We start from the raw sequence: 13,528 nt of genomic DNA, 5'->3' as shown, positions 1-13,528 counted from the left end.
GTGGATCAGTGGCAGAACTCCCACCAGCCGACGACGTGACAGTGGGATCCTTCGTCAGGGTCTTCTCCGTCGGCGTCTGAGGTGTCAGAAGCATCTGCTGCAGTCGAATCGTCTGCGTCTGCGACTGCTTCTGAGCTCGAGTCGACCCCCGCATCCGGTTCGCTGGGCGCGGTCGAGGAGCCCGCGTCGCCGTTCGCAGCCGCATCGTCAGTGGCTTCCGACGATTTCGATGAGGAGTCGGAACTCGGTTCTGCTGGGGCCGAAGGAGTGCTGCTCGGTTCTGGGCTGGGCTCGCTCGAGACCGTCGGCTCCTCGGCCGGTGTGGGTTCGGCAGTCTCTGGGGTCGTTTCGGATGAGGGCTCATCCGGTTCGGCAGGCGGAGCCTCGGCGGGTCCCTGCTCTTCGTCATCGTCCCTCGGCTGCTGCCGGTCGGACGAGGAGGGGGTCTGGGTCTTATCCTGCGGGGCGGGCTCTTGAGTGTTCTCCCTAGAGGCCCGCGACCGCTCCTCCTCGCGTGAAGCGGAGCGCTCAGCGGCGTTCTGCTCGCGTTCGTCCGAACTCTCACCTCTCTCATCGCTTCCGGCCGGCCCAGCAGCGTGCGGTGGAGAGACTGAAGAAGGCGTCGTCTTCGGTGAGCCAGCATGCGCGGAGGAAGTCTCTGCCGCAGCAGCAGACTGTGGGGCAGGGTCGCTCTGAAGATTCACAAGTGTGGCGGCACCGGCCGCGATGGCGGCACTGGCGGCGATGCTCGCGATGGCGACTTTGACCGCCGACGCCCCGGCCGCGATTCCGGTGGTGCTGCCTCCGGAGCCGCCCGCAGCCGCTGTGCCGGTGGTACTCTTCGAAACTGCGGCTGCCGGACTTGAGTGCGGCTCCGCGGCGATCGCACCCGACTGCCCTTCGGGCCCGACGTTCGCCGTTCCTGCTCCCGTCAGCAGCACAGCTGCTTCCGGGAAATGGCCCCATTCGATCAGCGCGGCAGCGAGAGCAGCGGGCGTGATCCATGCCTGGAACGTCGTATTGACGCTGCGGAGCTTGAAGGACTGACGGCGGCAGTGACCGCAGTGGCTGAGATGGGTCTCGATCGCTTCGGAGCGTTTCGGGCTCAGCTGCCGGCGCACGAAACGCGCAAGCTCGGAGGAGTACTCCGCACATTCAGGTGCACTGGGTTCGACGTGTCCCTGCAGATAGGCGGCCCGGAGCCCCTCTCGGGCACGACGCAGAAGCGAGCTGAAGGAATTCGGCGACAGCTCCATCTTCTCGGCTGCATCAGCGGTCGGTGTCCCGTCGATGTCGATGAGAATGAGCGCGTTCTGCCAGGTGTCGGGGAGGGCCCTGAAAGCACGGCCCAGCTGATCGCGCTCAGCCACCTCGGCGGCGTGATCGCCCGGTTCGCTGTCTGCGAGGAACGTCAGCACATCGGGTTCGACGATCGTTGTGGCACGGGCTGTCGCCGTGCGCCGGTACGATTCGGAGCGCACCGCGGCCATGAGGTATGCCTTGAACGACTCATCAGGTCCTTTCCCCTGTCCCCAGGCGCGCCAGATCTTGGCGAAAGCCTCGGCGACGGCATCTTCTGCTTGCGCACGATCACGGTTGAGGCGCAGTGCGAAATGCAGTGCGGGCAGCCGATGTCGGGCATAGAGCTCACCATAGGCTGCCCGTGCGGCTGCTGATTCGGGCCGGTGGTCACGGATGCGGGCACAGAGGTCGGAGTCGCTGAGTTCGCTGCCCGGGCGCGGCAGTCCGAAAGGGGAGCGGGAACTATCGGCCGATGACGACCACGCTTCGGTCATCGGATCATCGCCTCGAAAGTAAGGCGCGGACGTCGATGGGGAGACTGCATGAGGGACCTCAACTGTGAGTTCGGGGACAGTTCGGGGCATTTCAGGGTGAGTGGAAGAACTCTACAGGAGCAGAACCCAGCTTCCCAATCACCCAGGTCTGGGTGCACGGCGACGCATTCTCGGCCGCATGCGCAGGAAGGCCCACGTGTGACTGAGCAATTTCAATTCGGCCGGACACACGACCGAAGACCTTGTCCTCGTGCTCCGGAAGAAACTTCTGGAACTCGCGAACGAAAGCCTCCGCGCGCAGGTCTCAGTCTATGGAGAGGTCAAGACCCACGATCGCTCTGAGCCTGAGCCGGCAGTTGGACAACAGCCGATTCGGGTCCCCTCCGAGTCCCGGACTCGCCCGAGGCGGCCCTGTAGAACCACGTGGCTACAGGGCCGCCTTGCACCCCCATAGTCAGTGCATCCGCTTACCTGGCATTCGTCGAATGTGCAGGTGACGGCTTTTTCTGAAGGAGCCAACCCTTGTCTCTGAAGCGACATCCTCTGACGAAGCACGGAGCCGCGATCCTCGCATCGTCCGTTCTTGCCTCGTTCGCATTCCTCGGTGCAGCCGTCGCGCCGGCACAGGCCGCGGCAGAACCCCTGCCGAACCCCTCATTGGCCGACAAATGCGGCCTCGATATCGGGGTCGTCCTCGACCTGTCGAATTCCTTGTCCGATCGAGACGTCGACGATTCGAAGTCGGCCGCCAAATCTGTCGTCAGCGGTCTCTCGGGGACTCCCAGCAGAGTGTCTGTCAACTCGTTTGCGACGTTCGGACCCGACGGCACCAATGCGCCGATCAACAGTACGTCTGTCGCAACCTCGGACTCAGTGGACGAACTCAATGAGCAGATCGACGCGCTTCGGCGGGTTCCGCAGGATTCGGGAGGCACGAACTGGGACCGCGGGCTCGGGCAGCTGGGCGGCACGAACCACGACTTGGTGCTGTTCGTCACCGACGGCAAGCCCACGGCATACGGGGTGCCGGGGTCCGAACAGGGCAATACCGACCGCGGTACGCGAACCGATCAGATCGACATCGATAAAGCCATCGAATCGGCGAATGCGCTGAAATCTCAAGGTACCAAGGTCGTCGGTTTGGGAGTGGGCAGCGAGATCAACGAGGGCAACATCAAGCTGGTCTCGGGCCAGACCTCAGGAGACGACTACTATGTGGTCTCTGATTACTCCGAATTGGCCGAACAGCTCCGTGAGATCGCCACGAAGAGCTGCCGCGGAACTCTCAACGTCACCAAACTCATCGACCCGGGGGTCGGCAAACATGCGAAGAGCACCGCGAAATACCCGGGCGAGGGCTGGACGATCTCGTCCCCGGATTCGGTAGACGGGGTCGAGAAGACCACCGATGCGGCCGGGACGGTGAGCTTCAAACTGCAGACCCCGGCCGAAGGAGTACGGGCCTCGGAGAAGCAGCAGGAAGGCTACCGACTGCAGCAGCAGTCCGGTTCAAACGCGCACTGCACCGCAGACGGACGCGACGTCGGCACCAGAAACATCGCCGACGGATTCGAATTGACCGAGACTGTCGACACGGACGCGATCATCACCTGTCGGATCGTCAACGAACAGATCCCCGGAGCACTGAGCTGGAACAAGGTCGACGAGGACGGCAAAGCGCTGGCCGGTGCGGAATTCACCTTGACGGGTCCGGACGGCGAGGACTTCGTCGTGGCCGACAACGGAGAGCTCGACGCCGATGAGGCGGCCGGGCAGTTCGAAGTGACCGACTTGGCCTGGGGCGACTACACCATGACGGAGACCCGCGCTCCCGAAGGATATGTGCTCACTGACGAGACACAGACCGTGACGATCACCGGTGATAAGCGGGACGTGGCGTTCTCCGACATCGTCAACAAGGAGGACGTCGGAGCTGGTGCCGATCCGGACGGCGAAGCCTCCGCAGACCCGGGTTCAGACGCGGATGCTTCCACCGATCCTGATGCGTCCGCAGATTCCGACGCGTCGCCTGATGCGGACGCTTCCACTGACCCAGATGCTGCCGCCGACCCCGACGCATCGAAGGAGTCAGATGCCGAAGCTTCGACCGATCCCAACGGTGGTGACGATGCCTCGACTGACCCGGACGGCAAGGACGAGGAGTCAAAGGATGCGGACGCCACTGCCGATTCGGACGGCCAGGACTCGGCATCGGCCGATCCTAGCGGCCAGGACACAGCTTCGACGGACACCAATGCCAAGGCAACGGCCGATCCGGATGCCAATGCGGCGACTGATCCGGGTGCTGGCGACTCGACCGCAGCTGATCCGGACGCTGATGACTCGGCCGCGACGACCTCGAACGCGGGCAGTACTGCGTCGAGCACGTCCGCGGGCGGAAACACCTCAGCAGATGGATTCGCGAGCGACAGAGGAGGAAGCACCAGCGGAGGAAACGACCGCGGCAGCGACGGCTCTCGTCTTCCGAGGACAGGCGCCGCTGGAGCGATGACCTTCGGCCTCCTCGGCGTGATCCTCGTCGGGGGCGGAATCGCCGCTATCCTCGTGTCGAGGCGACGGAAGACCGACCTGCTGTGATGCAGTCTCGTATCTGATCCGAGCAGAGGGCGGAGCCGAATCGATATCGGCTCCGCCCTCTACCGTCTGGAGAATATGGCGGGTGTCGTGCCCAGGGTCGAGCGGAAATGGCGGGTGAGATGGGCCTGATCGTGGAATCCTGACTCCGCGGCCGCCTCGGCGGGGGAATGCCCGGCCAGGAGAAGCCGGCGGGCGCGATCGACCCGGCGGCCGATGACATACCGGTGGGGTGCGATCCCGAACGTCGTGGTGAACACCCGCACCAGGTGGCTGCGGTGGGCGGCGAGCTCGGCGGCCGCCTCGGCGATGGTGAAGGACTCGAGCAGACGATCATCGAGCATTTCGCGCAGACGTCGGGCAAGCGGCGCATCGGGCGCGGTCTCGGCGGCGGGGACGAGTCGGGAATTCGCGATCTCCTGCAGGGCCAGCACTCCGCATTCGGCGGCGAAGGCATCGGCGGGATCGGCGAGGGCGGCGTGGATGTCGGTGACGGTGCTCCGCGCATCGGCGCCGAGCAGGGTGGGCGAATCGGTCGCAGCGTTGATGGTGGCAGGTGGCAGCCAATCGGCATCGAGGTAGAGCACGCGTTTGCGAAAGCCCTGGTCAGTCAGTGCGGAACGGCCGTCGTGGGGCACCTGCGGCGGCAGCAGAGTCACGGCTGTGGGAGTGGCAATGTGGTCGTGACGGTCGAGGTCATAGGTCACGGCGCCGTCGTCGATGAGCAGCACTGTCCACGAATCGTGGGTGTGCGCGGGGTAGGCGTGATGGTCGAAACGGGCGTGCAGGACTTCCTGCACCTGCGGGACCGCCGGGTGCCACGCGCGGATGACGTCGACCATGCAACAAATGTACAAGACCGGCGGTGCCGCGGTCGGCAATGCTGGATGCATGCACGAGAACACGAATTCCACAGATCAGACCGAAGATCAGCCCACCTCCGCCGAGGCGACCACCAAGAACCCGACCACGGGCCCCACCGCTCCGGTCCGGTTCGACACCAAGGTCGTCGTCGTCCTTCGCGACGATCTGCAGCCGTGGCAGGAACTCAACGTCACCGCTTTCCTGATGTCCGGAATCGCCACGATTGATGAGGGCCTGGTCGGGGAGAACTACCGGGACGCCGACGGCAATGACTACCTGCCGATGCTGCGCCAGCCGGTCATGGTGATGACCGCCGATCGGGACAAGCTCGCCTCGATCCGGGCGAAGGCAATGGGACGCGGAATCCCGACGGCGATCTATACCGAGGAACTGTTCTCCACCGGCCACGACGCAGCCAACCGGGCTGCCGTCGCCGGTGTCCCGGCGGAGGAGCTCAACCTCGTCGGGGTAGCCCTGCGCGGTGCGAAGAATGGTGTCGATCGGGTGGTGAAAGGCGCGCGGATGCACCCGTGAGGTGGGGCTAGGGAGCAGTGGGAGAAGATCGAACCACTCCTGCCCTCGAACGGCGGTAAAAGAGCCCGACCGTTTGAGAACAACCGCCGAATCGTCGAGGGAATCGTCTACCGCTACCGAGCTGGCATCGCCTGGCGCGACCTGCCTCGTGAGCACTTCGGACCCTGGCAGAGAGTATGGAAACGCCACCGCCGCTACGCCGCCGACGGCACCTGGGACCGAGTCCTGGCCCAGGTGCTTTCTGCTGCTGATGCTGTCGGTGACATCGATTGGAACGTCTCCGTCGATGGCACCATCAACCGTGCCCACCAGCACGCGACGAAGACGACGCGCCCTGACCAGGACACAGGGGGCTGCGTAGAATTACAAGAATCTGCCCGATCAGGAGTGTGAGCCGCCCGGACACGGCATCGGTCGCTCATGTGGTGGGCTGACGACGAAGATCCACCATGCCGTCGACGGTAAAGGTCGGCCTTTGGCTGTCGTGGTCACCGGCGGACAGCGACATGACGGGGTGATTCTGCCGCAGGTGCTGGCTGATATCCGAGTGCCACAGGCTGGTAGCGGTCGTCCTCGCACACGTCCGGACGCTGGCTGATTGTGCTTATGGGTCCAAAGGTAACCGCGACTACCTGCGCGCCCGCGGTATTCGGGTGGTGATCCCGGAGAAGAAGGATCAGATCGCGACCAGGAAGAGGCGCGGCAGCAAAGGTGGACGACCGCCAGTGTTCGATGCCGGTGTCTATCGGAACCGCAACGTTGTTGAGCGTTCGTTTGCCTACGTCAAGCAGTGGCGAGGGTTAGCGACGAGATACGACAAGCTCGCGATCACCTATCGAGCGGCCGTCGTGATCAGCGCGGTTCTGACATGGCTCCGCCAATCAAGGAGGCATGCCACAACTCCGAGGCTGACCCACTTCGGTCCTGAACGCCGACTGTATCGTTCGCCGTCGCCTCACCGATAGGATGGAGACATGAGCACCCCGGATTCTCCGTTCGCCGCCTGGGCCGAAGCCGAGTTCGTCAAGGGACACGGCACTCAGAACGACTTCGTCCTCCTCTCCGACGACGACAGCCGCCTCGAGATGCACCCCGAAACCGTGGCCACGCTGGCCGATCGGCGGGCCGGGCTCGGCGCCGATGGGATCATCCGCATCGTCCGCTCGGCCGCCAGCGGCATCCCGGGTGCAGCCGAACAGGCCGAAGCCGGTGCCGAATGGTTCATGGACTACTACAACAGCGACGGCAGCCTGTCCGAGATGTGCGGCAACGGCGTCCGCGTCTTCGCTCACGCGCTCGTCACCAGCGGACGTGTTCCCGCCGACACTCGTGACATCCTCGTCGGCACCCGCGATGGCATCAAGACCGTGCGCACCACGCTCAACCCCGCCCTCGGAGTCCAGACCGGCGACGATGTCGTCGGCGCCCGTACCACCGTTCCCGGTTCGGCCGGCGACGCCTGGTACACGATCGACATGGGCGAGTGGTCGCTCGACCCGTCGAGCTCCGTGCTCGTGACCACCGGCGGCATCGAGGTCGCCCGTCCGGGTCTGCGCATCGCCACCGGCAATCCGCACACCGTCGTCGCTCTGGCCGAACACTCCGAACTCGGTGCCGCCGATCTCCGTGACGCACCTGTGCTCGACCCGGTTCCCGGCCAGGGATCCAATGTCGAATACATCGTCATGGAACCGGCCCGCTCCGATGTGGCCGGGGGAGAGGGCGCCCTGCGCATGCGCGTCTTCGAACGCGGCGTCGGCGAAACCCGCTCCTGCGGCACCGGAGCCTGCGCCGCCGCGATCGCCGCCCACCACTGGGCAGGAGAGAAGTCACCGCTGCAGTGGCGAGTCGACGTCCCCGGCGGCCAGCTGCGCATCGAGATCGATCCGAACCCCGAAGGCACCAGCGGCCGCGTCAGCCTCGCCGGACCCGCCGTCCTCGTCGCCAGCGGCACGATCAGCTGAGATCAGTCGCGGTTGACGGTGAGCACGCGGAAGCCCTTCGATGACCCCGTTCGTGTGACCTCGAACCCGTCGCCCAGCATCCCTGCGATCCACTTCTGCAGGGAATCGGCGCCGAGATTCTTCGACACCACCAGATCCGCGCGACCGTCCGGCGCCAAGCGCGGCAACCACGTCTCGAGCAGTTCGTGCAGCGCCTCCTTGCCGATGCGGATCGGGGGATTGGACCGGATCGCGGCGAACTGCAGATCAGCGGGGATCTCATCGGCGGTGACGGTGCGGATCGAATCGAGACCCAACCTGCGGGCATTGGCCGCGGTCGTCTCAAGTGACCGGGAATTGACGTCGAGTGCCCACACCCGCACGTCCACCTCGGCGTCGGTGGCCTGCAGTCCCGTATGCAACGCGATCGGCCCCCAACCGCAGCCGAGGTCGAGCACATCCCCGGCCGGAGGCTCGGGCAGATGCCGCAGCAGCACGGCCGTGCCGAGGTCGAGGCGCGTGGGTGAGAAGGTGCCTGATACGGTTTCGACGGTGACATCATGGCCGCCCAGATCGAGGCTCAACTGCCGGGTCTTGGCCTCGCTGCTCGGCGATTCGGTGAAATAGTGCTCTGACACCACTTCAGTCTAGACGGCTGTGGGAGAATTGATAGACACCGTCTCTGGTGCACAGCACCACCGCCGGTGCGAAGAATGACGACCCCCGCACGCTTTGTCACGTGCGGGCGGTACACGAACAAAGGAATGAATGACGTCTGAAGACAAGGAGCGTCGCGACGCGATGCTCGACCGTGTGCTCTCCCGCAGCGCCCAGGCGCTGAGCGATCATGACACCACCCACGAGGACGACCAGTTCGACCTCGCCGAACGTGCCGCACTCACCCGTGTGGCCGGACTCTCCACCGAGCTCGAAGATGTCACCGAGGTCGAATACCGTCAGATCAGGCTCGAGCGCGTCGTGCTCGCCGGAATCTGGAACACCACTCAGGCCGAGGCCGAGAACTCGATTCGTGAGCTCGCAGCTTTGGCCGAGACCGCCGGCTCCGAGGTCCTCGACGCGCTCATCCAACGCCGTGACAAGCCGGACCCCGGCACCTACCTCGGCAAGGGCAAGGCCGCGGAACTCGCCGAGATCGTCGCCGCCGTCGGTGCCGACACCGTGATCATCGACTCCGAACTCGCCCCCAGCCAGCGGCGCGGACTCGAGGACGTCATCAAGATCAAGGTCGTCGACCGTGTGGCCCTCATCCTCGACATCTTCGCCCAGCACGCGAAGTCCCGTGAGGGCAAGGCCCAGGTCGAACTCGCCCAACTCGAATACCTCCTGCCCCGCCTGCGCGGCTGGGGCGAATCGCTGTCCCGTCAGGCCGGCGGCCGTGTCGCCGGCGGTGCCGGAATCGGCTCCCGCGGACCCGGTGAGACGAAGATCGAGCTCGATCGCCGCCGCATCCGCACCCGTATGTCGAAGCTGCGCCGTGAGATCGCGAACATGGCCCCATCGCGGGAGACGAAGCGGAAGAACCGCGCGCGGAACCATGTGCCCTCCGTCGCGATCGTCGGGTACACGAACGCCGGCAAGTCCTCCCTGCTCAATCGCCTCACCGACGCCGAGGTGATGGTGCAGAACGCCCTGTTCGCGACCCTCGATCCGACCGTGAGACAGGCCCGGACCGCCGACGGCATCACCTTCACCTACACCGACACCGTCGGCTTCGTCCGCAACCTGCCCCACCAGCTCGTCGAAGCCTTCCGCTCGACCCTGGAGGAGGCCGCCGGCTCGGATCTCCTCCTCCACGTCGTCGACGCCTCCCACCCGGATCCGCACGGACAGATCCAGGCCGTGCGCGACGTCCTCAAGGACGTCGAGACCGAAGAGATCCCCGAGCTGCTCGTGTTCAACAAGTCCGACCTCGCCGAGGAGGCTGTGATCACCGGTCTGCGCGCGGAATATCCGCAGGCGCAGTTCGTCTCCGCGGTCGCGGAGAACGGAATCGACGGACTCGTCGAAGCCATCGAGGAGCGCCTGCCCGCCCCCGACATCGACATCACCGTGCTCATTCCATATGAGCGCGGGGACCTCGTGTCGAAGATCTACGCTCTCGGCACCGTCGAACACGAAGAACACGGCGCGGAGGGCACGAGCCTGCAGGCGAAGGTCCCGGCCGAAATCGTCGACGAGCTGCGTGAATTCCAGCGTCCGGACCTGGTCATCGATCAGTGACGGTCGAAGAGCTCCTCGAGTCGGCTGTCGGGGCGATCGGCGGTTCGACACGCACCGGTCAGCAGGAGATGGCCCAAGCGGTCGCCTCGGCGGTGGACAAGGGAATCCACCTTCTCGTCCAGGCCGGCACGGGCACGGGAAAGTCCCTGGCCTACCTCGTCCCCGCGGCCGAATACGTCACCCGCACCGGCGGCAAGGTCGTCGTGTCCACGGCGACCCTGGCGTTGCAGACGCAGATCATCCACCGCGACCTGCCGCGACTGTTCAAGGCCGTGAAGAAGGATCTCGATCCGCTGCCACGGGCCGCTCTGCTCAAGGGGCGCCGGAACTATGTGTGCAAGCACAAGCTCTCCGGCGGCTACCCGGACGAGGGCGAGGGAATGCTCTTCGACCTCGGTGCCGACGCCGAGGCGGGGCGCAAACCCTCCGAACGATCGGGCCTGGGGGAGGAGATCCAACGGATCCGCACCTGGGAGAAGACCACCGACACCGGTGACCGCGACGACCTCCTGCCCGGCGTCAGCGACCGTGCCTGGTCACAGGTGTCCGTCAACGCCTTCGACTGCCTCGGCGCGAACTGCCCGCTGGTGACCGAATGCTTCGCCGAGATCGCCCGCAACAAGGCCGCCGAGGCCGACATCGTCGTGACCAACCACGCCCTGCTCGCCATCGACGCCTTCGGTGAGTCGAACGTGCTGCCCGACCACGACGTCATCATCATCGACGAGGCGCACGAACTCAAGGACCGGGTGACGAACGCCCTGTCGGGTCAGATCAACACGAGCATGCTCTCGGCCGCTACCTCCTCGGTCCGCAAACACACCACGGTCCAGGACGGCGTCGTGTCCCTGCTCGACTCCGCGGCGGCGGCACTCGAACGCGCTCAGTCCTCGGTGCCCGAGGGGCTCATCCTGCACATGAGCGAGGCGCTCGGACTGGCACTGGCACAGATCCGCGACTCCGCACGTCAGATCATCAACGACATCGGCGGGAAGACCGAAGAGGCCGACGCCGGACGGCAGATGGCCAAGGCCCGCTGCCAGGAGATCTTCGAACTCGCCGAACGCTTCTGCGATCCGGGCAAGAACGACGTCATCTGGCTCTCACGGTCGACGTTCAGAGAGAAGGAGACGACGAACCTCGTCGTCGCACCCCTGAGCGTGGCCGGAACCATGCGCAACGGCATCTTCGAGGAATCCACGGTCGTGGCCACCTCGGCGACCCTGTCCCTGGGCGGGAACTTCGACGCGGTCGCAGCCTCGCTGGGACTCTTCGGCCCCGATGCGCCGAAATGGGACAGCCTCGATGTCGGCTCGCCCTTCGACTACGGCAAGCAGGGCATCCTCTACGTCGCCTCCCACCTGCCCAAACCCGGTCGCAGCGGGCTGAGCGAGGAGACGCTGACCGAGCTCGAAGAACTCGTCAGGGCTTCGAACGGCGGAGCTCTCGGCCTGTTCTCCTCCCGTGCCGCGGCGAACGCGGCAGCCGAGCACCTGCGGAACAAGTTCGACTTCCCGATTCTGCTCCAGGGCGATGACGGTCTGCCCGCACTCGTCTCCCAGTTCACTGCTGACGACCAGACGTGCCTGTTCGGCACGATGTCGCTGTGGCAGGGCGTCGATGTGCCGGGTCGGACGAACCGACTCGTCATCATCGACCGGCTGCCGTTCCCCCGCCCCGATGACCCGCTCATGCAGGCGCGGGCAAGGGACGCCGATCAGCATGGGGTCAACGGCTTCATGGCCGTGTCCGCGACCCATGCCGCCCTGCGACTGGCCCAAGGTGCCGGTAGGCTCATCCGCTCGACCGGTGACAGGGGAGTCGTCGCCGTCCTCGACTCACGGCTGCGCTCGGCACGCTATGCCGGGTTCCTCGTCAACTCGATGCCGCCGATGTGGCCGACGACGAACGCGCAGCTCGTGCGCACGAGCCTGAGCCGCCTCGCCGAGGCTGAGTCAGAGTAGCCCGCCGACGCTGAGCCGGAATAGCACGAACGCCCGCGACCGAGTGGTCGCGGGCGTTCGATTCAGCGGCGGGAGTGGCTCTCGCCGGAGGGCGGGTCAGAGGCGGCGGATGACCGCGACGACGAGGCCCATGATCTGGGCGTAGGTGCCGTCGATGGGTTCGTAGTTCTCGTTCTGCGGCATCAGCCACTGCTGACCGGCCTTGCGCTTGAGCGTCTTCACCGTCGCCTCGCCGTCGAGGAGGGCAGCGACGATCTGACCGTTGTCCGCGGTGTGCTGCTTGCGCACGACCACCCAGTCGTCGTGGCAGATGGCCGCCTCGATCATCGAATCGCCGACGACCTTGAGCAGGAACATCTCGCCCGAGCCGACGACCTGGGTCGGCAGAGAGAAGACATCGTCGACCTCCTGTTCGGCGAGGATCGGACCGCCCGCGGCGATGCGACCGACGACCGGGACCTGCACCGTGTTGTTCGACAGCTCCTCGAACTTCGCGCGCTCCGCCTCCTCCTCTTCGAAGGGGTTGACCACCTCGATGGCACGCGGGCGCTTCGGATCGCGACGGACGTAGCCGAGGCGTTCGAGCTGTGAGAGCTGGTGGGCGACGCTCGAGAGCGAGGCGAGTCCGGCGGCCTTGCCGATCTCACGCATGCTCGGCGGGTAGCCGTTGGCGACGACAGCGCGTTCGATGGTCTCGAGCACGAGACGCTGCCTGGGGGAGAGGCGGAAATCGCCCTCACCGGTCGAACCCTCGGGGATCCGCACCACTTCGTCATCGCTGCGGGCGGCAGCGATCTCGCTGGCGACATCCTCGTTGCGAGGCCTGCCTCTGCCTCGTTTGTTCTGAACCATTGCTCGTTCCCCTTCGTTCTATTCCCTGCCGATGAACACCGTGTTCTCCGCTGCGGAGAATCTCGTGTCAGTGCCGACTGAGATGGTTCTGACAGATCAATCAACAACGCTGGTTCCCTCTCATTGTCGCATAGATGTTCGAGTCGGACTGGACATTTGTTCGATTGGCATGTTGAATAGAACAGACGTTCTACCGATTACTGGTGGAATCGTACGGATGAAAGAGGTAATGCGATGTCTGCACAGAACACAGGACTGCGCCTGACCACTCGTGGACGTCAGGCGGTGCGCCTGCTCAGAACTCTGCTCATTGCTCTCGTCGTCATCGGCGGAGCACTCTTCCTGGCAACTCAGTCGTTCTCGGCCGCCGCTGTGGCCGAGACGGAATCCGAGAGCGTCGGCATCGCCGCCGACTCGGTCGTCGTCGGCGACGGCGAATCGCTGTGGACCGTGGCGGCGAACCTCGGCATCGACCGCGACACCCGTGATGTCGTGTCCGACATCATCGAGATCAACCATCTCTCGACCCCGACCGTCCACCCCGGACAGACCCTCGACGTTCCCGTCAGCTGAGGCCGTACCCGGCCTCGGCCCGGCGGGCGCCGGACCGGGCCATATCGGGTCGGCGTCGGACGTGTATCCGTCTGCCCTGGGTCAGGCAGGCCCGAGGTCGGCAGTTACGGACTGAGCCTGGCAGGTTCGCCATCTCGGCGTCTCGCGGCCCGACCCGCCGCGTGGT

10 protein-coding genes and 1 pseudogene are annotated in these 13,528 nt (G+C 65.4%); 7 read left to right on the top strand and 4 right to left on the bottom strand.

Features of this window, described 5'->3' with window-relative positions:
- Positions 1–5: 5 nt before the first annotated feature.
- Positions 6–1,796, bottom strand: a complete 1,791-nt coding sequence (locus J9314_RS11880) for a sigma-70 family RNA polymerase sigma factor (RefSeq protein ID WP_210602605.1) — start codon at positions 1,794–1,796, stop codon at positions 6–8.
- A 522-nt stretch (positions 1,797–2,318) separates the two neighbouring features.
- Here J9314_RS11880 and J9314_RS11875 point away from each other — a divergent pair.
- Positions 2,319–4,394, top strand: a complete 2,076-nt coding sequence (locus tag J9314_RS11875; protein WP_210602604.1) for a SpaA isopeptide-forming pilin-related protein — start codon at positions 2,319–2,321, stop codon at positions 4,392–4,394.
- A gap of 59 nt (positions 4,395–4,453) precedes the next feature.
- Here the strand turns inward: J9314_RS11875 and J9314_RS11870 are convergent, their stop codons facing one another.
- Entirely contained in the window at positions 4,454–5,233 is a 780-nt protein-coding gene (locus J9314_RS11870; RefSeq protein WP_210602603.1) for an AraC family transcriptional regulator, read from the bottom strand.
- 7 nt (positions 5,234–5,240) lie between these two features.
- Between J9314_RS11870 and J9314_RS11865 the strand changes: the two genes are divergently transcribed.
- The 3 genes and pseudogenes from J9314_RS11865 (at position 5,241) to dapF (ending at position 7,753) form a co-directional block, all read left to right on the top strand.
- The gene (locus J9314_RS11865) at positions 5,241–5,789 is read left to right on the top strand and encodes a DUF2000 family protein (RefSeq protein WP_246490357.1); all 549 of its coding nucleotides are present in this window, start codon (positions 5,241–5,243) and stop codon (positions 5,787–5,789) included.
- Between the two features lie 27 nt (positions 5,790–5,816).
- A pseudogene (locus J9314_RS11860) lies at positions 5,817–6,670 on the top strand (IS5 family transposase); the annotation flags it as partial.
- 93 nt (positions 6,671–6,763) lie between these two features.
- Positions 6,764–7,753: a diaminopimelate epimerase gene (gene dapF / locus J9314_RS11855; RefSeq protein WP_210602602.1), complete on the top strand. Its 990-nt coding sequence runs from the start codon at positions 6,764–6,766 to the stop codon at positions 7,751–7,753.
- Positions 7,754–7,755: 2 nt separating this feature from the next.
- Here the strand turns inward: dapF and J9314_RS11850 are convergent, their stop codons facing one another.
- On the bottom strand, positions 7,756–8,370 hold the full coding sequence (locus tag J9314_RS11850) for a class I SAM-dependent methyltransferase (RefSeq protein ID WP_210602601.1): 615 nt from the start codon (positions 8,368–8,370) through the stop codon (positions 7,756–7,758).
- A gap of 130 nt (positions 8,371–8,500) precedes the next feature.
- On the opposite strand from J9314_RS11850, the gene hflX reads away from it, so the two are divergent.
- A complete protein-coding gene (gene hflX / locus J9314_RS11845) occupies positions 8,501–9,973 on the top strand; it encodes a GTPase HflX (protein WP_210602600.1) in 1,473 nt (490 codons plus the stop codon).
- Complete coding sequence (locus J9314_RS11840) at positions 9,970–11,937, top strand: ATP-dependent DNA helicase (protein ID WP_246490356.1); 1,968 nt, start codon at positions 9,970–9,972, stop codon at positions 11,935–11,937. The genes hflX and J9314_RS11840 overlap by 4 nt, the downstream gene beginning before the upstream one ends.
- 96 nt (positions 11,938–12,033) lie before the next feature.
- On the opposite strand, the gene lexA is transcribed toward J9314_RS11840, so the two are convergent.
- Positions 12,034–12,789 carry a transcriptional repressor LexA gene (lexA, locus tag J9314_RS11835; RefSeq protein WP_181275763.1) on the bottom strand — a complete coding sequence of 252 codons (756 nt, stop codon included), beginning with the start codon at positions 12,787–12,789 and terminating at the stop codon, positions 12,034–12,036.
- A 234-nt stretch (positions 12,790–13,023) separates the two neighbouring features.
- Between lexA and J9314_RS11830 the strand changes: the two genes are divergently transcribed.
- Positions 13,024–13,362: a LysM peptidoglycan-binding domain-containing protein gene (locus tag J9314_RS11830; protein ID WP_181275762.1), complete on the top strand. Its 339-nt coding sequence runs from the start codon at positions 13,024–13,026 to the stop codon at positions 13,360–13,362.
- Positions 13,363–13,528 lie beyond the last annotated feature (166 nt).

The organism is Brevibacterium oceani (genome assembly GCF_017948325.1).
In the GTDB taxonomy this organism is placed as follows: Bacteria; Actinomycetota; Actinomycetes; order Actinomycetales; family Brevibacteriaceae; genus Brevibacterium; species Brevibacterium oceani.
This window is presented reverse-complemented; position numbering and strand designations above follow the sequence as displayed.

Coding starts and splice junctions, on each gene's coding strand:
- J9314_RS11880 (WP_210602605.1), bottom strand. CDS start 1,796: ATGACCGAAGCGTGGTCGTCATCGGCCGATAGTTCCCGCTCCCCTTTC.
- J9314_RS11870 (WP_210602603.1), bottom strand. CDS start 5,233: ATGGTCGACGTCATCCGCGCGTGGCACCCGGCGGTCCCGCAGGTGCAG.
- J9314_RS11865 (WP_246490357.1), top strand. CDS start 5,241: ATGTACAAGACCGGCGGTGCCGCGGTCGGCAATGCTGGATGCATGCAC.
- dapF (WP_210602602.1), top strand. CDS start 6,764: ATGAGCACCCCGGATTCTCCGTTCGCCGCCTGGGCCGAAGCCGAGTTC.
- hflX (WP_210602600.1), top strand. CDS start 8,501: ATGACGTCTGAAGACAAGGAGCGTCGCGACGCGATGCTCGACCGTGTG.
- lexA (WP_181275763.1), bottom strand. CDS start 12,789: ATGGTTCAGAACAAACGAGGCAGAGGCAGGCCTCGCAACGAGGATGTC.
- J9314_RS11830 (WP_181275762.1), top strand. CDS start 13,024: ATGTCTGCACAGAACACAGGACTGCGCCTGACCACTCGTGGACGTCAG.